Source organism: Enterococcus sp. 3G6_DIV0642 (genome assembly GCF_002140635.1).
Lineage (GTDB): Bacteria > Bacillota > Bacilli > Lactobacillales > Enterococcaceae > Enterococcus_D > Enterococcus_D casseliflavus.
The window spans coordinates 7,489-26,193 of record NZ_NGLH01000002.1 but is presented as its reverse complement, the minus strand read 5'-3'; the positions used below and the strand labels follow the sequence as shown (position 1 = coordinate 26,193).

Annotated in this window: 32 protein-coding genes and 1 pseudogene; 28 read left to right on the top strand and 5 right to left on the bottom strand. The window is 33.9% G+C overall.

The features are described 5' to 3' along the window. Positions 1-10 precede the first annotated feature (10 nt). Positions 11-358 carry a hypothetical protein gene (locus A5878_RS17015; RefSeq protein ID WP_086295830.1) on the top strand — a complete coding sequence of 116 codons (348 nt, stop codon included), beginning with the start codon at positions 11-13 and terminating at the stop codon, positions 356-358. Positions 359-473: 115 nt separating this feature from the next. On the opposite strand, the gene A5878_RS17590 is transcribed toward A5878_RS17015, so the two are convergent. The 3 genes from A5878_RS17590 to A5878_RS17005 are packed head-to-tail and all read right to left on the bottom strand — an operon-like array spanning position 474 to position 1,618. After that, on the bottom strand, positions 474-650 hold the full coding sequence (locus tag A5878_RS17590; protein ID WP_010748115.1) for a hypothetical protein: 177 nt from the start codon (positions 648-650) through the stop codon (positions 474-476). A gap of 50 nt (positions 651-700) precedes the next feature. Continuing rightward, entirely contained in the window at positions 701-1,150 is a 450-nt protein-coding gene (locus tag A5878_RS17010) for a hypothetical protein (protein ID WP_229078527.1), read from the bottom strand. A 21-nt stretch (positions 1,151-1,171) separates the two neighbouring features. After that, positions 1,172-1,618, bottom strand: coding sequence for a hypothetical protein (locus A5878_RS17005; protein ID WP_010748117.1), 447 nt, complete (start codon positions 1,616-1,618; stop codon positions 1,172-1,174). 245 nt (positions 1,619-1,863) lie between these two features. Here A5878_RS17005 and A5878_RS17845 point away from each other — a divergent pair, with 245 nt between their 5' ends. Further along, positions 1,864-2,076, top strand: a complete 213-nt coding sequence (locus tag A5878_RS17845; protein WP_114148902.1) for a ChbG/HpnK family deacetylase — start codon at positions 1,864-1,866, stop codon at positions 2,074-2,076. Between the two features lie 112 nt (positions 2,077-2,188). Here the strand turns inward: A5878_RS17845 and A5878_RS17760 are convergent, their stop codons facing one another. Next, positions 2,189-2,380 (bottom strand): hypothetical protein, encoded by a 192-nt coding sequence (locus A5878_RS17760; protein WP_230209474.1) that lies wholly within the window; start codon positions 2,378-2,380, stop codon positions 2,189-2,191. On the opposite strand from A5878_RS17760, the gene A5878_RS17000 reads away from it, so the two are divergent. The 8 genes from A5878_RS17000 (at position 2,307) to A5878_RS16965 (ending at position 7,282) form a co-directional block, all read left to right on the top strand. Next, the gene (locus A5878_RS17000) at positions 2,307-2,531 is read left to right on the top strand and encodes a CPBP family intramembrane glutamic endopeptidase (protein ID WP_230209467.1); all 225 of its coding nucleotides are present in this window, start codon (positions 2,307-2,309) and stop codon (positions 2,529-2,531) included. The genes A5878_RS17760 and A5878_RS17000 overlap by 74 nt on opposite strands. Positions 2,532-2,661: 130 nt before the next feature. Further along, entirely contained in the window at positions 2,662-2,937 is a 276-nt protein-coding gene (locus A5878_RS16995; RefSeq protein WP_010748118.1) for a DUF2089 family protein, read from the top strand. After that, positions 2,930-3,220: a hypothetical protein gene (locus A5878_RS16990; protein ID WP_010748119.1), complete on the top strand. Its 291-nt coding sequence runs from the start codon at positions 2,930-2,932 to the stop codon at positions 3,218-3,220. The genes A5878_RS16995 and A5878_RS16990 overlap by 8 nt, the downstream gene beginning before the upstream one ends. A 109-nt stretch (positions 3,221-3,329) precedes the next feature. Continuing rightward, on the top strand, positions 3,330-3,521 hold the full coding sequence (locus A5878_RS16985) for a hypothetical protein (protein ID WP_010748120.1): 192 nt from the start codon (positions 3,330-3,332) through the stop codon (positions 3,519-3,521). Positions 3,522-3,616: 95 nt separating this feature from the next. Beyond that, complete coding sequence (locus tag A5878_RS16980; RefSeq protein WP_086295853.1) at positions 3,617-5,797, top strand: DNA topoisomerase 3; 2,181 nt, start codon at positions 3,617-3,619, stop codon at positions 5,795-5,797. Continuing rightward, positions 5,794-6,258: a single-stranded DNA-binding protein gene (gene ssb / locus A5878_RS16975; protein WP_010748122.1), complete on the top strand. Its 465-nt coding sequence runs from the start codon at positions 5,794-5,796 to the stop codon at positions 6,256-6,258. Before A5878_RS16980 ends, ssb begins: the two co-directional genes overlap by 4 nt. Positions 6,259-6,366: 108 nt before the next feature. Next, entirely contained in the window at positions 6,367-6,846 is a 480-nt protein-coding gene (locus A5878_RS16970) for a hypothetical protein (protein WP_010748123.1), read from the top strand. A 232-nt stretch (positions 6,847-7,078) separates the two neighbouring features. Continuing rightward, a complete protein-coding gene (locus A5878_RS16965) occupies positions 7,079-7,282 on the top strand; it encodes a hypothetical protein (protein ID WP_002290540.1) in 204 nt (67 codons plus the stop codon). A 396-nt stretch (positions 7,283-7,678) separates the two neighbouring features. Here A5878_RS16965 and A5878_RS16960 read toward each other — a convergent pair whose 3' ends face one another. Further along, positions 7,679-8,008, bottom strand: coding sequence for a hypothetical protein (locus A5878_RS16960; RefSeq protein ID WP_010748124.1), 330 nt, complete (start codon positions 8,006-8,008; stop codon positions 7,679-7,681). A 120-nt stretch (positions 8,009-8,128) separates the two neighbouring features. Here A5878_RS16960 and A5878_RS16955 point away from each other — a divergent pair. From A5878_RS16955 to A5878_RS16870, 18 genes and pseudogenes are all read left to right on the top strand, one after another. Beyond that, a pseudogene (locus tag A5878_RS16955) lies at positions 8,129-8,455 on the top strand (DNA cytosine methyltransferase); the annotation flags it as partial. Positions 8,456-8,770: 315 nt separating this feature from the next. Then, positions 8,771-8,974, top strand: coding sequence for a hypothetical protein (locus A5878_RS16950; RefSeq protein WP_010748125.1), 204 nt, complete (start codon positions 8,771-8,773; stop codon positions 8,972-8,974). 76 nt (positions 8,975-9,050) lie between these two features. Then, positions 9,051-9,347 carry a hypothetical protein gene (locus A5878_RS16945; RefSeq protein ID WP_256925807.1) on the top strand — a complete coding sequence of 99 codons (297 nt, stop codon included), beginning with the start codon at positions 9,051-9,053 and terminating at the stop codon, positions 9,345-9,347. Positions 9,348-9,439: 92 nt separating this feature from the next. After that, positions 9,440-9,619: a hypothetical protein gene (locus A5878_RS16940; RefSeq protein WP_010748127.1), complete on the top strand. Its 180-nt coding sequence runs from the start codon at positions 9,440-9,442 to the stop codon at positions 9,617-9,619. A 113-nt stretch (positions 9,620-9,732) separates the two neighbouring features. After that, positions 9,733-10,395: a DUF2786 domain-containing protein gene (locus A5878_RS16935; RefSeq protein ID WP_086295828.1), complete on the top strand. Its 663-nt coding sequence runs from the start codon at positions 9,733-9,735 to the stop codon at positions 10,393-10,395. A 26-nt stretch (positions 10,396-10,421) separates the two neighbouring features. Beyond that, entirely contained in the window at positions 10,422-10,667 is a 246-nt protein-coding gene (locus A5878_RS17840) for a hypothetical protein (protein WP_010748129.1), read from the top strand. Further along, complete coding sequence (locus tag A5878_RS16925) at positions 10,624-10,980, top strand: hypothetical protein (protein ID WP_010748130.1); 357 nt, start codon at positions 10,624-10,626, stop codon at positions 10,978-10,980. Before A5878_RS17840 ends, A5878_RS16925 begins: the two co-directional genes overlap by 44 nt. 42 nt (positions 10,981-11,022) lie before the next feature. Next, positions 11,023-11,145 (top strand): hypothetical protein, encoded by a 123-nt coding sequence (locus A5878_RS17755; RefSeq protein WP_010748131.1) that lies wholly within the window; start codon positions 11,023-11,025, stop codon positions 11,143-11,145. A 28-nt stretch (positions 11,146-11,173) separates the two neighbouring features. After that, positions 11,174-11,410: a DUF6075 family protein gene (locus A5878_RS17750; protein ID WP_010748132.1), complete on the top strand. Its 237-nt coding sequence runs from the start codon at positions 11,174-11,176 to the stop codon at positions 11,408-11,410. Between the two features lie 569 nt (positions 11,411-11,979). Beyond that, entirely contained in the window at positions 11,980-12,348 is a 369-nt protein-coding gene (locus A5878_RS16915; protein ID WP_086295827.1) for a BlaI/MecI/CopY family transcriptional regulator, read from the top strand. A gap of 347 nt (positions 12,349-12,695) precedes the next feature. Then, positions 12,696-12,935, top strand: a complete 240-nt coding sequence (locus A5878_RS16910; RefSeq protein WP_143353838.1) for a hypothetical protein — start codon at positions 12,696-12,698, stop codon at positions 12,933-12,935. A gap of 89 nt (positions 12,936-13,024) precedes the next feature. Continuing rightward, positions 13,025-13,867: an McbB family protein gene (locus A5878_RS16905; RefSeq protein ID WP_010748136.1), complete on the top strand. Its 843-nt coding sequence runs from the start codon at positions 13,025-13,027 to the stop codon at positions 13,865-13,867. Beyond that, entirely contained in the window at positions 13,860-14,483 is a 624-nt protein-coding gene (locus tag A5878_RS16900; protein ID WP_034695557.1) for a hypothetical protein, read from the top strand. Before A5878_RS16905 ends, A5878_RS16900 begins: the two co-directional genes overlap by 8 nt. A 1-nt stretch (position 14,484) precedes the next feature. Then, positions 14,485-15,441 (top strand): hypothetical protein, encoded by a 957-nt coding sequence (locus A5878_RS16895; protein WP_010748138.1) that lies wholly within the window; start codon positions 14,485-14,487, stop codon positions 15,439-15,441. Positions 15,442-15,455: 14 nt separating this feature from the next. Then, positions 15,456-16,490 (top strand): YcaO-like family protein, encoded by a 1,035-nt coding sequence (locus A5878_RS16890; RefSeq protein ID WP_010748139.1) that lies wholly within the window; start codon positions 15,456-15,458, stop codon positions 16,488-16,490. 705 nt (positions 16,491-17,195) lie between these two features. Next, the gene (locus A5878_RS16880; RefSeq protein ID WP_010748141.1) at positions 17,196-17,789 is read left to right on the top strand and encodes an ATP-binding cassette domain-containing protein; all 594 of its coding nucleotides are present in this window, start codon (positions 17,196-17,198) and stop codon (positions 17,787-17,789) included. 210 nt (positions 17,790-17,999) lie between these two features. After that, positions 18,000-18,392 carry a hypothetical protein gene (locus tag A5878_RS16875; RefSeq protein ID WP_034695559.1) on the top strand — a complete coding sequence of 131 codons (393 nt, stop codon included), beginning with the start codon at positions 18,000-18,002 and terminating at the stop codon, positions 18,390-18,392. Then, a complete protein-coding gene (locus A5878_RS16870) occupies positions 18,389-18,598 on the top strand; it encodes a hypothetical protein (protein ID WP_034695562.1) in 210 nt (69 codons plus the stop codon). The genes A5878_RS16875 and A5878_RS16870 overlap by 4 nt, the downstream gene beginning before the upstream one ends. The last annotated feature ends 107 nt before the right edge of the window (positions 18,599-18,705 follow it).

Below are 18,705 nucleotides of genomic sequence, written 5' to 3'. Positions count from 1 at the left end.
TGAATTGTGTATGTCGTTTTCAGCTTACGTTGACAGCTATCCTGTGACTGCGTATATCGTAGGTCACCTTGGTTTATCAGTGGGTGATTTTTGTCGACAGTATGAATTCGATCCCACAATCGTCACGGGCGTCACGGGGTGGCGAACAGCGAATCGTTCCGTTTTCTCCTTGCCTGCTGACTTTGTGGAATGCCTGGCTATTACGTCCGACAAAACAGCGGATCAAGTCCGCTACATTTTACGCTTGTTAGAAAAGCAACATTTCGCTTATCTTGCGACGAGTCCAGTTTGGAACATAACACCGTTCCAACTCGTCCACCCGATTTCTTCACAAAAGACCCAAAGAGAAGAAGCTTGATTTACCGACGTTTTAGGCTCCCAACATAGCTAGACCAATTGAAAATCACAAAGAACGCCCGTCAATCGTTTGATTGACGGGCGTCTTGTGTTAACTAATATTTAAACTAACTGAGTTAATCCAAAAGTGTTATTGTTGCGATTGCTGTTTTCAATATGATTAAGTGCTTTTTTGTTGTTTCAACTTCTACTCTCATAGAATCTTCAAAAATATTTATTACTGTACCTCTAATATTTTCTATTTTATCGTTTAAAAATAGAATGTCTACTTGTGAGCCTAATAATACTTTCATTTCTAAATACCTCTTATTTCCTTTCAAGAATCACTTTTTTAGATGGCATATTACCATGTATTATAAACTCGAATATGATCCAGAACTTCCTCTGTCGTGCTTACTTGCTTGATATAAATTGCATACCCACTTACCCATTCATAACCATTTCGAACATTTAAAGCCTTATAGCGCTTATTATAATAGTCCCCAACTGCTGCTCCTGTAGCAATTTTATGCTTTCTATAAGCTGCAGATAGAACATCCACTCTGTAAGCACGTGTGCGATTAAAAACTGGTATAGGATCTTCAACAGTATATTTATATACAGATCCAACTTCTTCTGTCGAGTAACCATATTCTTCTAAAATCGAGCTAATTGTTTCTAAGTCTTCAACTTTTTCTAAAACTACCGTTTCGTTGTCAATAGTAGCAACCTTCGTTTCTGAAGCTTCAACATTTTTAGAAAACAATACGCCCAAAGACAAAACTACTCCCAATAAAAACAAATATTTCTTCATGCACAACACTTCAAACTATTGCTAATTTTGATTGATTTGATTCCACTTATCTTTCGCATTAGTAAAAACATATTTAACAACTTTTATATCTTCACTAGAAACTGTTTTTCCAGTTGTTTCGTCTATAACGTTAAAACTCGAATCCATGTGTACCGTTTCACTGATATTTCCGCTTTTTGTCCATGTCACTTGAAAATCATTGTCATTTCCATCGTAATCAACTAATACGCCATTTTCATAATCTGTAGCTGTAATAGGAAGACTGGCTGGCACTTCGAATATATTTTCAGTATTAAGTTCAACAACAGAATACCCAATATCATTTTCATTGGTAGTATACGTTCTCCCAGTTTTTTCCCATGTTGAAACTTGGGAATACAAATCAGAGAGTTTATTGTTTTGAACTGTAGCAAGTCCTGTAACTCCCCCACTCAATACCACAAAAAACAAAATAACTACAATCACCATTTTTTTGAGCACTTCATATTTTTCTTATCTTCTCCTTTCTTTCGAATTTCTTACTCGAACATTTAATATTTTGAAAAGTTTAAATATTGTGAAAATTATATCGAATCAATATATTTATATCAAATAAATTTATCGAACAAGCAAGTGGACTATAAATCCGTCCACTTACTTGTTCTTGTTAAGGATACATCGGAATGGGACTATCTGAAGTGGTTTCCAATGACTGAAGCCAGTCAAATTCTTCGCTGATTGAGGTAAATGGACTCTTCCCTCCCAGATTTGGACTGCCAGGGGGGCAAATCGATCAAGCTGAAGTGATAAAAGAGTTTGATGCCCAACTGGACTATTTAACTAGGATCGGCTTAACTATAAGCTACTTTGATACGCATATGCTGCTCGAACTGTATTATCCGGAATTAATCCCGATTTTACGTGAGTGGACGAATCAAAAAGGCTGATTAATCATCTTGACTGGTACGATCTGAGACAAGACCTAGTACCTCACAGCGTTCCTACTGTAGAGACCGGTTTAAAGCTTTGGATAGATTGGCTGAGTGAACGAACGGAAGACTATCGGTTTACGTTGATGCATCCAATGCTGCCTAGACTTCCAGAAGCAAGACACGGAATTTCCATTTCTGCCGCAACGTTCTCTATTGTAATGGCACCGATCATTGAAGAATACTTGATGCGGGTCAAACTGTTGCCTTTTTTGATTCGACGTACGAACTTGCCAGCTGCAGTCTTTTTTTCTAGTTTCATTTTTTCTGTTTTAAATGGGCAAGTTTTTCTATTGCCCTATTTTTTAAACAGCCTTGTCTATTCCTGGGTTGCTCTCAAAACGAAAAAAGCTTATGGTTCTATGATCGTTCATAGTTCTTATAATTTTATTGCTCTGATACCTGGTGCATAGGAAGCATAAAGAAACTTGATCTTTTGAAAAAAACTCTTCAATATTTTCAAATAATTATAATATATATTGCGTAAAAACTTTAATAATGTTAAAATTTAATAAATAATTTTAATATTAAAGGAGTGGTCAAGTGGATTGGTTCTTTCATTTAGAATATGAGGAACAAGAATTTATCAAACGGTTTTTATTGTCTTCTGGTTCTTTAAAGCAACTTGCTAAGGAATATAAGGTTAGCTATCCTACCGTTCGTTTAAGATTGGATCGTTTAATCGATAAAATAAAAATTGTTGATGCTATTAAAGATTCGTTTGAAATAGAGGTAATGAATATGGTAATAAATGAGAAAATTACTTTGGATGCAGCAAAAATAATTATAGAAAAACATAAGGAGAGTTTGAATGAATAATTTTTGGGAGATACTTTTTATTGTCGCAATCATTGGGTTCCAATCTTTCGCCGGTTATTTAGGTAATAAATATTTAGGAGCTATTCTGCCTATTGTGTTTAGCTTAATTGTCATATATCTATTTGTAACAGGTAAATTGACGGTTTCATTTAGAGATATTTTAATGCCTTTCGTTGGCTTGTTTGCTTTATTAGGTATATATGAAAGTGCGGATCAATCTAAAAAAGCTAAAATTAAGAAGGAAATGGAAAAAATGAAAGCGAAAGATCATATTAGTCAATAATCTATCGAATCTACTAATGATGAAACGAATGATTGATAAAATCATTCAGGTAATAGGTATTAGCCGTTGCCATATTTTTGAAACAGTTATACCTATAAGGAGGACTCTTATGGATCAACCAAAAAGAATAGAATTATCTGAAATGTACGAAGCGTTCAAACAGTATAAATTAGGAGAGTTGAGAATTGCTATGGAAAATGCCACTGACAAAGAAGAACAGTCTTTCTACAAGAATCTATATACTCATAGACTAGCAAGTAATCAACAAAAAATAATCGACAATGAAACCTTTACGATTTAGCCACTTATCATGAAATAGAAGTGTTGATAGGATAGATGGATTGATATCTATCCTATTTTTATTTGAGAAGAAAAATAATGAATGGGGTGGAATTAATGACTACCGTGATATTAGCAGAAAAACCAAGTCAAGCAGCTTCCTATGCTGGTGCTTTAAAGCATAGCGTGAAAAAGGATGGCTTTTTTGAGATCCAAGATCCAATTTTTTCAGATGAGACCTTTATCACCTTTGGCTTCGGCCATTTGGTCGAATTAGCAGAACCAGGACATTATGATGAAAAATGGAAGAATTGGGCATTGGATGCATTGCCTATCTTTCCGCAACAATACGATTTTCAGGTCGCAGCTGATAAGAAAAAACAATTTAAGATCGTTTCCGGACTGTTAAAGAAAGCTGATACGATCATAATTGCAACAGATAGTGATCGAGAGGGGGAAAATATCGCCTGGTCGATCATTCATGAATCAGGCGCTTTTTCTACTAAAAAAACATACAAACGTTTATGGATCAATAGTCTTGAAAAAGATGTGATTCGTATTGGGTTTCAAAACTTAAAGCCAGGAATGGACTATTATCCTTTTTATCAAGAAGCACAGACACGGCAAATTGCCGACTGGCTCATTGGCATGAACGGGAGTATGCTATACACGTTGAATCTTCGTTCAAAAGGAGCAAATGGAACGTTCTCTCTTGGACGAGTACAAACACCAACGCTTTACATGATCTATCAACGCCAACAAATGATCGAGCATTTTAAAAAAGAACCATTTTATGAAATCGAATCATTGATCAAGGCAACGAATGGCTCGTTCAAAGCCCTATTAAGCCCGTCACAACGTTTTTCTACTAAAGAGGAACTACTTTCCTTTGTTTCTTCTAAGGGCGCTGCAATCGGCACACAACCAGGAACGATCAAAGATCTTCAAACAAAAATGAAGAAAACGAATAGTCCCAATTTATTCTCATTGAGCAGTCTGCAGTCAAAAATCAATCAGCTGTACAAAGCAACAGCCAGTCAGACGTTGAAAGCCATGCAAGGACTGTATGAAGCAAAATTGTTGAGCTATCCAAGAACAGATACACCATTTATTACAGACAGTGAATTTCAATACTTAAAAGCGAATTACGACAGTTATGCCCGTTTTTTATCCATAGATGAACCCATGGCACAAGATCAGCCAAGAAAGCGATATGTCGATGGAAGTAAGGTGCAAGAGCATTACGCCATTATTCCAACGAAGCAAGTCGCAAGTGAGTCAGCCTTTAATAAATTAGATGATCTACAAAAGAAAATCTATCTGCTCGTCATGAAAACAACGATCGCCATGTTTTTACCAGATTACACTTATGAAGAAACCGTAATAGAAACCATGGTGTCAACTCTCTGTTTTAAAGCGACGGGAAAAGTGCCAAAAGTCGAGGGATGGAAGATCTTATTCAAAGCCGATACCAACAAGGAGAACAAAGAGAGCCAAACATTACCAGTTGTGATGATCGGTGAAGCGATTCAAGCGGAGGTAAAAAGCGTGCAGAAAGAGACGCAGCCGCCGAAACCATTTACTGAAGGCACGTTGCTTACAGCAATGAAAACGGCTAATAAGACCGTAGATGATGAACAAGCAATCAAGATCCTTCAGGAAGTCGAAGGAATCGGTACAGAAGCGACACGTGCGAGCATTATTGAAACACTGAAGCAAAAAGAATATATCAAAGTAGAAAAAAATAAATTGATCGTTACCGAAAAAGGAAAATTACTGTGCCAGGCAGTCGAAAGCCAGCACTTATTGACGAGTGCTGAAATGACGGCAAAATGGGAAACGTACTTAAAGAAAATCGGGAAAAAAGAAGGGAATCAAGAGACCTTTATTGCCAATATCAAGAAGTTTATCGTGCATTTGATCGAACACGTACCAGATGATGTTCAGAAGTTGAATTTCCACACCTACCAAGCGGAAGTCAAAAAAGAAGCTGATAAGCAGACGATCGGTAAATGTCCGAAATGTGGCGGAAATGTGGTGTTGAAAAAGTCTTTCTACGGTTGTTCGAATTATCCTAACTGTACGTTTACGTTATCTGATCAGTTCCGGAAGAAAAAATTGACGAAAACCAATCTGAAGGATTTGTTAGTCGGGAAAGAAACCGTGGTTTCAGGAATCAAAAAGGCAGACAAGACGACCTATCATGCAAAAATCAAGTTGAGCGATACGGGACAGATCACTTTTGTATCATTTGTCAATGCGCCAAAAAAAGCAAAGAAAGTAGGGAATAAAGCATGATCAATAACGTCGTATTAGTAGGAAGATTAACGAGAGATCCAGAATTAAAATTTACACCGAACGGTGCTGCAGTGGCCACGTTCACTTTGGCCGTGAATCGAAATTTTACCAATCAAAGCGGTCAAAGAGAAGCTGACTTCATCAATTGTGTCATTTGGCGCAAACCAGCCGAAACCCTTGCCAATTACGCAAAGAAAGGGACGCTTCTCGGCGTGACTGGACGTATTCAGACAAGATCTTACGATAACCCACAAGGACAGCGAGTGTACGTCACAGAAGTCGTGGCAGAGACGTTTCAATTAATGGAATCAAAAGATGTGTCTGAGCAGCGTTCGAATGAATCCAACGAAACAGCTGAAAAAAGCAAACCAACACCGCCGCCGCTACCTAAAAAAGAAACGGATCCATTTGCACAAAGCAGCTCGGCAATCGATTTACCAGATGATGATTTACCATTTTGAGAAACAAAGACTTGGGATCTTTTTCCAGGTCTTTTTTGAATTAAAAAAGAAATTATTTAGGTGTAAACGACAGCTGTGTGTATCACCTATCATGAAAAGAGGAATAATGTGCGATTATTTGATGTTCACCAATTTGAATTACCTGAAAAAGAGGTGATCGATTGGGATAAAACCAAAGGAGAGATCGGATCGATGCTCTCTAGTTATCTTGTTTCAAGGGAAAGGATGGGATTGACGAGGATGCCGCCGATCCATTCAACGTATTCGCTCTTAGACCAAGATATACCAGAAATCAAACACTCTAGCTTTGTTCAAGAAAATCAGCAGTTCAAACAAGAGTTTCTTTATTTTCACCACTTGTTTTCTTTGGGTCTGACGGCCATTAGCCATCCATATAAACCAGAAATCACCGATCGGAGACGAAAGATTTTTTTGATGCGTTTTGTCTACGGACTATCAATCAATCATGTGAGCGATCGGATCCATTATCAGAAAAATGTGATCGTCGATGATTCTCAATTAGGCTTACTGCAGTTTGCGAATGCTTTGTCTATTTTGGCTTTAAAAGAACAAGAGATCTCTGCCTGATCCTGGTATTTTTTTCTATCGATCACTTCGGGTTGTGTCAGCAACACGGTTTCTGAAGGAGCGGTGGCGGTGGCTGGAGCGACAGAAGGAACAAGCCTTTCGCTTGAATTCAGGTATAAAAAAAACGCTAAAACCCTTGATAAATATAGGTTTTTAGCGTGAGTTATGGTATAATAGGATTACAGTAAAGTTTGTGACGGTGGCGCTTTTTTTGAAAGTGAGGTGGTGCATTATGAATGTACTATCGAAATCTGAAGAAAGGAGTAGCCTTTTGCAAGATGTGGATATAATCGGCATTTTGTTAGCAATAGCGCCTGTTTTGTTAGCCTTTATTGGTTTAATCGAAGCATGTGTGAAACTAGCAGATACGATTATAAACACTCGTTCTTCTAAGCGTAAAAGCAAGAAGAAACGAAAAAAGAATGCAAAAAAATAACCGTCAACTTTAGCAGGATGCGGTTATTTCTTAACTAATAAAACTGCCACCGTCTTAAACGGTGCTGTAGGGGAGTTGTTAGCGCAACTCCTCTTTACATAATTAGTATAGCAAGATTTCAGTGAAATATCAACCTTTTGCTCTACAGATGTGCCTTGCACGTCTATTTTTTTGCCCTCCTAAGTGGTGGAGGCGGCTGGAACGTGGAGGGCAAAAAAGATCGCTTTTCTTTCTTAAAAAAGGCCTAAGTACCACCATTGTTCCGTAATTTAACAAACCATTTCCTCGGTATTCTTAATCCATCAGGTACTTGAAATACCTTTCATGCGCATGAAGAAACTGAGTGAACAATGGAAAATGCTGAGACATGAAATAGAGTTACTGTTAAATAATGAATTATATTTTGTCTATCTGAATTTTGTTTTTTGAAATTTCCAAAAAATAATTATCAATATAAACCTTGATTTTCTCAAAGTTTCTCTCTAAAAATAAAATTGTAGGTACCTTAATAACAGGTAGATTACGTTCATTAATGAATGCGCCAAAGGAATCTGGGATAACAAGTATATCGACAGTATCTTTATCTTCTGGGTAATTTGCTGTTACATTATAATAATTAGAAAAATAAGCTAATAAATCATCTATATTACGTTTAGCGTGGGTAGCAAATATTGTAGTCGTTCCTATACCAGAATTGGAAGTTAGCATAAAACATATTTTCGTCATAGTTTAATCTCCTTTTTTTATAGTATAACGCTAAATTTAAATTAATGAAAGAGATTTCAATATCATGAGGATGAATCAATTTACACAGTGAGATAAAAACGGATATTGCTTCTTTAGGTAAATACTAAGCGTCGGGCACGTGTGGGAAATCAGCAATCAAATACCGTCCTTACTGGTGGTCAGCGAGTCGTAGTAACCGATGATTTTCAGATCCGGAAACTAACACCACTTGAATGTTGGCGACTGCAGTCGTTTCCTGATTGGGCCTTTTTGGCAGCGAAATTCGGTAGTAGGCAGATCGCTGAAGAAATAATCAGTAACGGGCTTGATCACTATAACTGCAGGTATGAACAAAAGACTTCGGACAGTCAGCTGTACAAACAAGCTGGAAATTCGGTTACTGTATCAGTCATTTATTTCATAGCAAAACACTTCCAAATTGGTTAAAACCAACTTTTTTGACCATTAAAATCAAAAAAAAGCAATAATAGATTGTCAGTATCGGTATACCGTGGTATAATAAATACAACGGTATACCGATATATTTAATTTTTAGAAAGGATCTATAACTATCTGATGATCCGGTATACGGATAAAAAAGGGAGGGATCACTACTGCAAAATAAAAAAAAGCACTTATTCTGATGGGGTCAGAACAAGCGCAAGTAACAAAACCGTGCAAGGAATGCTACTACTCAAAATATACCATAATTGTGAGTAGTGGCAAGTTTTAATTGTCATACTCCTTTCAGGAGGAAAAAAGATGTACGCAGATAAAGATAAGATAGAATGGTTGCTTTTTGAAAGTGGAAAATCATTGTATGAAATTCAAAAAAAATCAGGAGTTGCCGCAACAACTGTTGCAGATCTTGCTCATAAAAGGTCTTCTATAGAAAGAATGCGATTTGATAATGCCGCCAAGCTTACAAAACTTGCGGATCAATTAAAAGAAGAAGCCACTGAATAATCAGAGCTTGATAATGCAACTCCTTATCTCTAGGAGGAAAAATAATGAATGCCGTTTTAAATAAAAAAAATGTACTGTGATATTTGATCACTATGAAGATAATAACAATGTAGCGATTCAACTGACTAAGAAAAGAAGAGGTCAGTCTGAAGAAGAGCTGGTTGCCACGGCCACGGTGAACACGAGTATCGGGATCAGACAGGATTACGTCGCAATCAAAGGGTGGTCTGAAAATACGGGCATTGAAAAGGTGCTGATAGAAGCTGGTGTCATTTGTGAGGAAGCTGTAGGGGCAATTCCTTGTGGCATGGCTGTTGCAAAAGTCTTTCCCCTTACAGAAGAAGCAAAGGAAGTCATGAAAAACAATCAGTAGAAAAGAATCGGTTCAAAGCTGCGGCGAGTGTGATTTACGCTCGCTGCGTCTTTTATCAAATCTACGATCGTTTCAATGAAGGAGAGCGAGTTATGGCTATTGCAAAAGGAAATACACGTCTTCCTGTAACGCTTAATGAAAAGAGGAAGCAGGGACTGAAGCACTTGAACACTAAGTACAAAAAAAGTGAATCGAAATTAATGTGTATCGCTTTAGATATGTTGCTTGAGCAAGAAAAAGCGGGATTTGAAATTCCTGCGCTCAGAAAGTGACCGCACTTTATTTTCTATTTCATTGAAGTGCTATCACTTTTACTCATTACTTTTATCAGTGAAACCGTTATCCAATACGTGGTAAACTAAAATCAGACAAAACGTGAGATCCAATGGATGAAAAAGCCAAAAAGAAAATCGTAAAATTATTAGCTCTTGCAAATGATGCCAATGACGAAGAGTCGATGTCAGCCTTGGCAAAAGCACAAGAGTTGATGCTTCAGCATAATATCGATGAATCAGACGTTTTTCATTATAAGCAAGAACAAAAGTCAGAAGCAGTGATCAATACGGTGATTTATGAAGGCCGGCCACAAAAATGGCTTTACCGATTAGCGAGGATCATTGCTAAAAATTTTCGTGTCCGGTATTACTATGTGTCCGGAAAACCGATTGAACTTCACTTTGTTGGGATCGTGTCCGATGTACAAATTGCTCAAATCACGTTTGAGTATGCTCGTGGTAGTGCCAGCTACTGCGCAAGGCAATTTCTTCAGTTGCCTGATATCAGACGAAAATACAAACGGAAATGGCAGTTAAAACAAGACTATTTGGAAGGATACTTGAAAGGTTTGTCGCAAACATTTCGAAAACAAGTGCTGACAAACGGCTATGAATTGGCTTTGCAAGTACCTGAAGTGGTTCAGACTGAAGTCGAAAAGATTGGACTGGTACCTGGGAAAGATACCTCTCATACCGTGAGGGATTGGGAAGCTTTTTACTCGGGTTATGCAGAAAGTGTCCGCTTTAAAGATAAGGATCGATTAGGTGCTTAATAGAGTGATGAAGGGAGTTTATAAAGATGGCTGAAGAAAGACAATGTTACGGTGGGCAATGGAAAGTACCAATAACGCCCTACAATCGACGCTTATACTGGCCGCCTAGCTGGATCAAATGTGATTGCGGTGAGTTAGCAAAACAAGTTCGTGTCAGAAAAGGGGACGTTCTTTATCCTAATGGTCATTATTTATGTAAAGAGTGTCAACGAGAGTATCAGAAGGTCGATGGAAGAGATCACTTTATCCTGGTCAAACCAAATGAAGAATGATGTAGGCGGTAAACTAATTTCTCTTGAAGATAGAGGAGAAAAGGTTTGGACAGTGATCGTTTTCAACCATTTTTCTAAGGAACTGATGGGATTTTTGAGTAACGCTGCGACGGTTGAAAATTTGCAATTTACGCAAAGAAAAGAAGAGTTAGGTATTTTTAAGGAGAACGAAGCAAAGGCAATCCTTGACGCCATACTTGCGCTAAAAGATGAAGAGGATGTGATCCGCAAAACTTTTACAGATAGCGGTCATGTAGACTGGGTATCTGGAAGGTATTTTGATTTTGAAATTGCAAAAGTAACGTTTGAGTAATTGCTGAAGGAATGGTCAAAACCAATTAGAGGAGGAACAATAATGGAAGAATTATTTCTAAACAAGGAACATATTGCCAGATTTAATTTTATGATGGATGAATTGAGCTTTACAGATCTTCGAGATCCTTATTGGCGTAGCTTGGTTTTTTATCTTCACTGGTGATGAAAGATTATTTAACCAACGTCGCTCGATGGTTAATTTTGTCCAAAAAGAAATCAATAGTGACCTATGGTTTGATGGCACTTTATCCGGTGGGGAGCAACGACTGGTTGCTTTAGCCTATAACTTGTTTACCAATCAAGATTTCTATGAATTCGAAAACGGCAAGAGGTATAATATTTCGCCGTTAGAAGTATTTTCTGGTGTTGATGAAGCTGGCTATCAGCTGGCCAAGAACGCAATCGACATAAGGCTGCAGTTCTACTAATTCAATTCCATAAAAGAATAGTTTCAACTCCAGGACGTGCTTAGCACGTCCTTTTTTATTCACAGCTAATGAAGTCCTTAATCAATGCATAAATTAGAGTTTACAAAAAAGATTTGCTATGCTCATTTATTAGGGCAGATAAGTATTTTTCTGTGATAAAAATGAATAAAGTGTAAACAAAATAAGCTAGGGGGTAAATATTAAACACTATTTTTATTAATTTCGTGTGATGTAATATGTATTAAAGTTAAAAAATATCTAAAAGGAGATTTATGTGTGAATTCAAATTTTAGTAAGTTACCACACCATGTGAGAAAGTGGTATGCATGGGTATATATGGTACCTCTAATTCTAATTTTGGTAGATATAACCTTAACTGAATGCTTGAAAGGTTATTCATTATCAATGCTATTTTTAATACTATATGGTATAAGTTGTTTTTTTTCTACCAAAGCAACAAATGGTAGGAAACAATGGATTATATTAGATACTATCATATATTTATTTTTACTATTGGTTGTTTCTATATTTTACAGATAGAGAAGCACTGAAAAAGTTGAGGGGTTATTATGTCAGAATTAAGTAGATCTGAATATCAAATTATGTGCTATTTTTATGAATTAAATCAGTCTTTGACTAAACATGAATTATTAGAAATATTGCCGGAACTAAACAAAAATACGACTGCTGCGGTGATAAGTAGCCTACTAAATAAAGGATATCTGACAGTAGCAGAGATCAAATATTCTCAGAACGTGCTAGCACGGGCTTACAGACCGAGCATTCCTTATGTAGATTTTATAAAAGATGAGCACGGAGAAGTTGTTGTACAGAAATTAGTTAACCACGCAGTGAGTTCTTTAAATACCAAACAGCAAACAGAATATTTTTTGAATCTCATAAAGGAAAGAAAAAATGCCATAAATAATAATGGCTAAAGTTTTTGATGGACGATTTTATAGTCCTAAGTTAAGTAATAATTATAACTAGTGATATAATTTACTTTGTTAATTATCATGTTATTTTAATACACAGTTTTTTTAAAAAATAATAATAGTTTGTGTGATTTAACTTATTTTGTATTTTCTAAATATTCAGTTAATTAAAGTTTTTCTTATTTAATTTTGTAGTTAGCTATTTTAAACAGCATTAAAAAAGGCTATCATCATATTGTTATTTAAATAGTTTTAAATTAAAAAAAGATTGACAAGGTGCTTGTTTGTAATTTACCATAATATTAAGAAATTGCTAGCTATTTCTTAATATTATGGAAGGTGGTTTTAATATGGGTACTAAAGATAAACAGCAGTCTAAAATGCAAGACTCTCTTATTTCCCAAAGTTTATTTACATCATTTTCTTCAAGCTTAGGTTCTTCATTTGCTGACACATCTATCTCGCTTAGTAAAGGCGGCGGTAGTGGTGGTGGCGGCGGCGGTGGCGGTGGCGGTGGCTGCTGCTGTTGTTGTTGCTGCTGCTGTTGTGGAGCAGGAGCTTCTTCTCAAGAGAAAGTTTTCACCAAATAGATTTACTTTAATAGGAGAGAAGTCTTATCTTCTCTCCTATTAATGATTTATATCGGAAGCTAGTAGTATAAATATTGGAGGGGTTTTGATTGAAATATGTAGTTAATCCATATTTGATATATGAATTAGAAGATGAAAACACAACAATAATCCAAACTAAAGATAATTCTTTTGCAACTAAAAATGAAGTGCTAGTTAATTTTCTCAGATATATGGAAGAAAATAAAATCGGAAATATTACTTTTAATGACTTTATGGTAATTTTCAAAGAAGAGAATATTGCTAATGAATCAATAAAATTTTTAATGGATTCATCAATCATTAAGGAAGAGAACAGTACATATTTATCAAGTATAAACGATATAGTAATCTTCTCAAATAGCTCGAAATTTTTAGAATTGTCTAGAGATATTTGGAAAGAAGATCACGAGATAAGGTCACTCGACGAATTTAAAGATCAAAATTACGAGGATAAATTAATTATTGTTTGTTTAGATCCCTTTAGTTTACAAAAGTTAAAAGAAATAGTTAGTTTTATAAATAAAGATAGTACGAATGTATATAAATTTGTTTTTGCATACAATCATAGTCTTTACCTTAGTAATTATTATTCTCCTAGATGGGGAAACCCTTGCCCTCTATGCTTCTTTTATAGTATTGAATCTCAACTAAGAGGTAGTCAATCAGGTAAAAATAATTTGAATTTTCAAGTTATGGTAGATTTGTTTTACAATGAGAAAGGTTTTTTTCAATATGATGGTTTGTTAAATAAAAGTGATTGGCTACCGGTAATCAATCAACTACACAAAGAGAAAAAAATGTCCAAAGCCAACTATAGTATAATTGATGATGTTTTAAAGATTGACTTAAATGACTTTTCATTGAGTTATGATACTTGTTATTTTTGGGAAATGTGTGATTGTTATGAATAAGTACTATTGGAATGAGTATCAATCACAATTTGTTGACAAAGAAATCGAAAAGAAAATTTTAAAGATGTACCAGTTCTCTTTACCAAAAGAAGAAATGAAATTAGAAAATTATAAAGAATTAGTAGACTTCAGTCGCTTAAATACCCCTGACATCGTAATTGAAAGCTATTCTATATATTCAATCGGATCAAATGAATTATTAAAAATATTCGAGAACTTAAAATCTTTTGTTAAAACAAATCAAATGATTCTATGTTTTCCAGTAATTTATGTGAATAAATTTGTAGAAGGACTTAAACCAGGCTCTTACATGTTTGATGTTTATAGTGATCAAATCTTACAAATAAGTAACAAGGTAATAACAGATAATAACTGGAGCAGTGACATTATTGTATCTTGGCTTCTAGACTTAGAGAAAAGTTTACTCATTTATGGAAAGGCTAGTTTTTTTAATGGTATTAAGCATACAATGAACATTAGAGAACGGGCATATAAAGGAGTTCCCATGCAATCTATCTCCCTTTTTAAAAATCATCAAAAATTTGTAAAAGATATTGGAATAAATCCTAAGTTAGCTTTATTGATTGAATCAGATTTAGTTGTTGGAGGAAGCTAATATGTTTTCACAAATTCATACGTCTTATGGATTTACAAAGAACTATCAGAGTACTGAGAGGAAACTGTTCTATATAAACGGAAACAAGATTAAAAAAGGAAACTATTACAATCCAAGTGATGGAACATCTATAAGCACGACCAAAGAACTCGCAATGAAAAAAAGCTATAGTGAATATCTGGAAAGGTTTTTGCTTGGTGTAGGAGGGTTCACAGCTGAAGGTAAATACATTAGCTATGGTAAAACATCAGCATATGGATATATCGATACAACAGGCACTGCTACAGGTATAGAATCGTGTCAAATCTTAAAGAAAGCTTTGTCAGAGTTAATAGAAAAAAATGAGTTGTTTTTACTATGGTACACAGATATTGGAGAAAGGCTTAATGTTGAATTATCAAATGAACAAAAACAATTAATTAAAAGTTTGAATTTTAGAGCTGACGAACATCTTTGTTTAGCTACAAGAAATCTATCAAACTATTACACAGTTATAACGATCAGTTTATATAAAAGACAAATCACTGGGTGCGGAATATCTTGTAATCAAACCATTGAGGAGGCTGTCAAAAAGTCAATAATCGAGAATAAAATAATCGAGTGGCAAAATTATCAGAATGAAGATTCACGGTTTTATCAATCGGTTCCTAAAGATAAAGAAAAGATTTATGATTTTATTTTTTCTAAAATAGAAAAAAGGAATAGTTATCATTGTGAAGAAGGTATTGATAATCTTATTCAAAAAAAACTAATGCTAAACAAGGACATTCCTTTTCCAGAAGTGGTTATTTTAAATGGAAAAAATAATCATAAAAATAATGTCAAAACAATAAAATTAGTTTCTAAGCATCTGCTAAATTGCTTGCCTTCAAAGAGACTTATAAGATTATCGAAGAAACAAAAAATTATTTCAAATATAGATTATAATGCTACAGAATTTGATTGTTTCTTAGTTTGAAAGGGAAGATAAAAATGAATGGATTCCTATTAAATGATAGTAGAATTTTCTCGAAAAAAGGCTTATTTTTAAACCACCACTTCAATAATTATATAGTTAGGGAAGATAAGCAACATGTACAAGCTTATGAAGTTGGGTTTGACAATAGATCATCAAATTTAAAAAAAGTTTTTGGAGAGTTCTTTGAAAGAGAAGTGTTGATAAATACCAACGATTCATTCGAAAACCACACACATGTAAATTATTTGAGTAAAAACATACCTAAAATGATGCCTAAAGGCCTATTTTTATCTAGAGATCGATTTGTTGATTCAAATGGGATGGCATCTCATACAGATTCAAACTCTGTAATAAGAACAGCATTTTTCGAGTTCTTTGAAAGGCAATCATTCATAGTAAATTATTTGACTAAAACTTCAGCTCCAAAAATATCTATCAGTAATTTTACAGAAATAAAGTCAGTAGACAATTATTTAAAAAATTATGTAGATAACACAAACTACTTCAATGTATCTATCTCAGATAAGATTTATGTAATTTTATGTATTGGATATAGTGAAAATTCTAAGTGTATAGGTTTAGGTACTTCAAATGTATTAGAAGAAGCTATAAAAAAAAGTCAGATTGAAGCTTTGCAGTATTTTGCAACGGATTTTAGTAAGACTGCTAAATCTAATACTTTAAAAGATTTTGATGATAGAAAAAAAGATTTATATCATTCACGTTTTGATCAATTATCGACCAATGAATTTTGTAGAAACTATTCATATTTACTAAAGAATATGGAAGATTGTCAATTTGAAAGTAAACTTAAATTTAATTTTAAATTATGGCAAAAAGAATGTAGAGAAAAATTAAAAATGGATCCAGTTATAAGTTTGTTTCACTCGTATCAGCCCATTCCTCATTTGAAGGTGGTAAAAGTGGTTGATGAGAATTGGTTTCCACACATGAATCCTATTTTATATAATGAGAGTGTGTATGCTTTTGTTCAGTCGATTTGTGGAAAAGAACTAGATAAAAGCATAGAGTATATTCCTTTTCCATAAATTCATCGAAGGAGAATATTATGTCAAATGTCATTACTATCTGCAAACTAAATATATCATTACTATTAAAAGACAAACTATCTTTTTTTTGGTCACTAGGGTTGCCTAGTATAATGCTATTTTTTAACAGCAGGAATATAACAACCGTTTATGATTTAACTTACTGGTGGATATATATTGTATTCAATGCTTTTGTTTACGGTGTAGGACTGTTTGCTTTAAATGAGAAAGATACTGGTGCACTATCCATAATATTTTCTATAAAATGGATACCTGTAAAATTCTTTTTTGGACTACTTCTTACCCAACTAATTTATTCTATTGTTTGCTTAACTATGTTTAACCTCATACCTGCCTTATTTTTCAATTTAAATTATATTCATTTAACAGTGTTATCATTGATAACAATTATAGTAGTTTTACCTGTAGCGTTCATCGGATATAATATAACCTACTTAAGAAATCTTTACTCGTCGACCGTTTCATCCATATGTAATATGGTAATATTTTTATTTTTCGTATTGATAGGAATAGATACACCAGTAAATTACATCAATCCTTTTATTATTATTGGAGATGTGATGAATGATTTAATATCAGGTGATTTTCCAGTGTCTTACTTCCTGATTTGTATAATACTGATTATAGTAAGTATACCTAGTATTATTTTCTTTAAACCGTTATCTAGAGAAAGTAGATGATTTTGTGATTGTTATAGAAAATTTATTTATAAAAGAGATTGAAAAGGAAATAAATTGTAAGTTTGAAGAAGGAATTACTTATTTGAAAGGGAAAAACGGTAGTGGAAAAACGCTATTATTAGATTATATTAGTGGTCTAAGAAATCCACTTCCGAAAAATAGTAAAATAATTAATAATAATAGTTGTATTTATATGCGCCAGAACTTTACTTTTTATAGTCGATTAACTGTAGATGAGTTTATTCACTTTGTTGAGGGGTTGACCAATGAATCAAAAAAAAATTTCCTGAATTTATTAGATACATACTTTCCTGATATAAATTTTGAAAAGTATAAGAAAAAGAAATTAGGTTTATTGTCAGGTGGGGAACGAAGGTTAGTATACATCCTTTCAATTCTCAGTATAGAAAGGAAATGGTATATTCTAGACGAGCCTTTTAGCAATCTTGATCAAGAAACAAGAGACATACTAATGATTATAATAAAAACAATGAGTAGAGAAAAGAAAGCAAATTTTATATTGACAGCCCATGAGAACCTTTCCCTTGATAATTTACATGTTTTAGATTTCAGTTCTATTATCAATGAAAGTAAATAGGATTGATAAAAATCATAACTTTAAAATTAATTTCAGGAGTTTAATATAAAAAACAGAGGGTCAGAAACTTAAAAGTTTTTGATCCTTTTTTAATTGCCCATTTTATAGATTCTCAAGCAGCTCAATTAATTAGGTCAGAAATGTTTTATTTAGAGAGTAACAGAGTATAATGTTACGATACTAGTGCTTAGTGGGTGTATTGTTTTTTTTATGGTAGTTCTGCTTGGTGGATTAGGAGCTTACATAGAAAATAAATACAAAAATGAAAGGAATGAAATTGAGCAAAAATTGTTAAGTTTAGAAAGTTCAGGATCTATTGGAAAAGTCATTGATAGCTTTTCAGATGACTTAGGATTTTTATCAAAAAGTTTAAATTATCAAAGGGTATCTTCGATTAACCAGTTATTGCTAAAATTAAATGAACAAATACATAGCTTTAAGAAAAAGTATCCCAGAGAAAAGTTGAAAACAGATCAATTTGAAGCAATAAGTAAACAATGTAATATTATTCAACAAAAACTAATTGTACAAAATTCAGTAAATGAAATCTTTCAATCCCCCCTCCGGCTATTAATGGTTCAACTGTTCGGAAAGATATTGTGATAGAATACAATGTTGATATTAAAACAATAGATTCTATAAATATAGACATATTTGAAGAAGATAATTGGAAACGAGTGATAAAAGGTTTATTAAGAGAAGTAAAATATCAAATAAAATTAATTAATCATACAGAGGAAGTTATAAATGATTGCTATAGCGGAGATAAAGTAAAGCAGAACATATCGAAAAAAAATATGAAGAAATAAATAAATTGGTTAATAAAATTAAGCGTTTGTCTGATAAAGTAGTTTTGAAAGAGAAACTTAAGGAAATTGAGAGAAATATTGAATTAAGTAATTAAAAAATTTTAACC

What these genes read in the sequence shown, in the direction of transcription:
- A5878_RS16875 (WP_034695559.1), top strand. Translation starts at nt 18,000, where the DNA reads ATGGTAGTTCTGCTTGGTGGATTAGGAGCTTACATAGAAAATAAATAC.
- A5878_RS17840 (WP_010748129.1), top strand. Translation starts at nt 10,422, where the DNA reads ATGGCTGAAGAAAGACAATGTTACGGTGGGCAATGGAAAGTACCAATA.
- A5878_RS17760 (WP_230209474.1), bottom strand. Translation starts at nt 2,380, where the DNA reads ATGAAACTAGAAAAAAAGACTGCAGCTGGCAAGTTCGTACGTCGAATC.
- A5878_RS16890 (WP_010748139.1), top strand. Translation starts at nt 15,456, where the DNA reads ATGAATGGATTCCTATTAAATGATAGTAGAATTTTCTCGAAAAAAGGC.
- A5878_RS16985 (WP_010748120.1), top strand. Translation starts at nt 3,330, where the DNA reads ATGGATCAACCAAAAAGAATAGAATTATCTGAAATGTACGAAGCGTTC.
- A5878_RS16910 (WP_143353838.1), top strand. Translation starts at nt 12,696, where the DNA reads ATGGGTACTAAAGATAAACAGCAGTCTAAAATGCAAGACTCTCTTATT.
- A5878_RS16900 (WP_034695557.1), top strand. Translation starts at nt 13,860, where the DNA reads ATGAATAAGTACTATTGGAATGAGTATCAATCACAATTTGTTGACAAA.
- ssb (WP_010748122.1), top strand. Translation starts at nt 5,794, where the DNA reads ATGATCAATAACGTCGTATTAGTAGGAAGATTAACGAGAGATCCAGAA.
- A5878_RS16965 (WP_002290540.1), top strand. Translation starts at nt 7,079, where the DNA reads ATGAATGTACTATCGAAATCTGAAGAAAGGAGTAGCCTTTTGCAAGAT.
- A5878_RS16960 (WP_010748124.1), bottom strand. Translation starts at nt 8,008, where the DNA reads ATGACGAAAATATGTTTTATGCTAACTTCCAATTCTGGTATAGGAACG.
- A5878_RS16895 (WP_010748138.1), top strand. Translation starts at nt 14,485, where the DNA reads ATGTTTTCACAAATTCATACGTCTTATGGATTTACAAAGAACTATCAG.
- A5878_RS17750 (WP_010748132.1), top strand. Translation starts at nt 11,174, where the DNA reads ATGGTTAATTTTGTCCAAAAAGAAATCAATAGTGACCTATGGTTTGAT.
- A5878_RS17015 (WP_086295830.1), top strand. Translation starts at nt 11, where the DNA reads ATGTCGTTTTCAGCTTACGTTGACAGCTATCCTGTGACTGCGTATATC.
- A5878_RS17005 (WP_010748117.1), bottom strand. Translation starts at nt 1,618, where the DNA reads ATGGTGATTGTAGTTATTTTGTTTTTTGTGGTATTGAGTGGGGGAGTT.
- A5878_RS17000 (WP_230209467.1), top strand. Translation starts at nt 2,307, where the DNA reads ATGCGGGTCAAACTGTTGCCTTTTTTGATTCGACGTACGAACTTGCCA.
- A5878_RS16925 (WP_010748130.1), top strand. Translation starts at nt 10,624, where the DNA reads ATGGAAGAGATCACTTTATCCTGGTCAAACCAAATGAAGAATGATGTA.
- A5878_RS16915 (WP_086295827.1), top strand. Translation starts at nt 11,980, where the DNA reads ATGTCAGAATTAAGTAGATCTGAATATCAAATTATGTGCTATTTTTAT.
- A5878_RS16935 (WP_086295828.1), top strand. Translation starts at nt 9,733, where the DNA reads ATGGATGAAAAAGCCAAAAAGAAAATCGTAAAATTATTAGCTCTTGCA.
- A5878_RS17755 (WP_010748131.1), top strand. Translation starts at nt 11,023, where the DNA reads ATGGAAGAATTATTTCTAAACAAGGAACATATTGCCAGATTTAATTTT.
- A5878_RS17590 (WP_010748115.1), bottom strand. Translation starts at nt 650, where the DNA reads ATGAAAGTATTATTAGGCTCACAAGTAGACATTCTATTTTTAAACGAT.
- A5878_RS17010 (WP_229078527.1), bottom strand. Translation starts at nt 1,150, where the DNA reads ATGAAGAAATATTTGTTTTTATTGGGAGTAGTTTTGTCTTTGGGCGTA.
- A5878_RS16990 (WP_010748119.1), top strand. Translation starts at nt 2,930, where the DNA reads ATGAATAATTTTTGGGAGATACTTTTTATTGTCGCAATCATTGGGTTC.
- A5878_RS16980 (WP_086295853.1), top strand. Translation starts at nt 3,617, where the DNA reads ATGACTACCGTGATATTAGCAGAAAAACCAAGTCAAGCAGCTTCCTAT.
- A5878_RS16950 (WP_010748125.1), top strand. Translation starts at nt 8,771, where the DNA reads ATGTACGCAGATAAAGATAAGATAGAATGGTTGCTTTTTGAAAGTGGA.
- A5878_RS16940 (WP_010748127.1), top strand. Translation starts at nt 9,440, where the DNA reads ATGGCTATTGCAAAAGGAAATACACGTCTTCCTGTAACGCTTAATGAA.